Genomic DNA, 990 nt, shown 5'->3' on the forward strand with positions numbered 1-990 from the left:
GCGGTGGTCGTGACGGGCCCGGGAGGACAAGTGGGGGCGTCTACTGGCTCCAGCGCGGCCGGCTCGTATCCCCAGACCGGCCCTTCGGAGAAGTCACTTCCCGGACCCGCAGCGCCATCGTCCACCCCACCCGCAGGCCCTGCAAGAGCGTCGGTTGACAGAGAGGGGTGCCATGACCGCGACGTTCAGAGCAGTGGCAGAACCCTCTCGTGCAGGTCGTCGAGACCTTCGAGGACGAGGGTGGTGCGTGACTCGGGGAGGCCGGCTTGGGGCCAGGCGACGGTGATGGTGACTCGCCCGTCGCGCGGCAGCTCGTCGATCCAGTGGTCCGCCTGCATCTCGAAGCTGTTCTCGCCGCCGGAGCTGGAGCCTCCGGAGGAGTCAGTGAAGCCGGCTTGGTCGTTGACCTCGATATGGACCTGAGGCAGTGACCACGACCTGGTGTCGTTTGAGTCGGTGATCGGTTCGCCGTGCGGGCCGAAGGCTTGGCGGGAGGCCGCTTCGGCGTAGACGCCTTCAGCGCGCAGGACGAGGGGGAGGAAGATCCCGGTGCTGTAGGCGAAGACGCAGCGCAGGCCCGCCACGATGCCTGTCGCACGCGCGAGGATGACTGGCCCGTGGACTACCGCGCCCAGCTCGTCCGGAGGAACAGCGGGGGGCCACCGGTGCAACGTCACCCTCTGATCTTCGCGGGGTGAGCGTCGGGGCACAACGCCCTGAGATCGGCAGATGAGTGAGGTCGTTCAGGTGCCGGAGGCCATGTAGGCGGCGAGGATGTAGTTGGGGTGGCGGTCCAGCGTGGTTCTCGCTCGGTCGTAGCGCATGGTGGTGCGGGGGTCGGCGTGGCGGGCGGCGATCTGCACGTCTGTGAGGTCGACGCCGGCGTCGAGCATGGTGGTGACGTAGGTGTGCCTGAGCATGTGCGGGTGCGTCCGCGGCAGCCGGATGCGGGCGTCTTCGGCGAGGTGGCGCAGCCGGCGGGTCGCGGAG

Annotated in this window: 2 protein-coding genes; both read right to left on the minus strand. The window is 68.9% G+C overall.

Features of this window, described 5'->3' with window-relative positions; all coding sequences use genetic code 11:
- Nucleotides 1–185 precede the first annotated feature (185 nt).
- Entirely contained in the window at nucleotides 186–677 is a 492-nt protein-coding gene (locus tag GTR02_RS21850) for a hypothetical protein (protein ID WP_166609561.1), read from the minus strand.
- 66 nt (nucleotides 678–743) lie between these two features.
- Nucleotides 744–990, minus strand: a 247-nt coding sequence (locus GTR02_RS21855) for a site-specific integrase (RefSeq protein ID WP_166609562.1), incomplete at its 5' end; no start/stop codon positions are given.

This window comes from Kineococcus siccus, from assembly GCF_009906795.1.
GTDB classification, from domain to species: Bacteria; Actinomycetota; Actinomycetes; order Actinomycetales; family Kineococcaceae; genus Kineococcus; species Kineococcus siccus.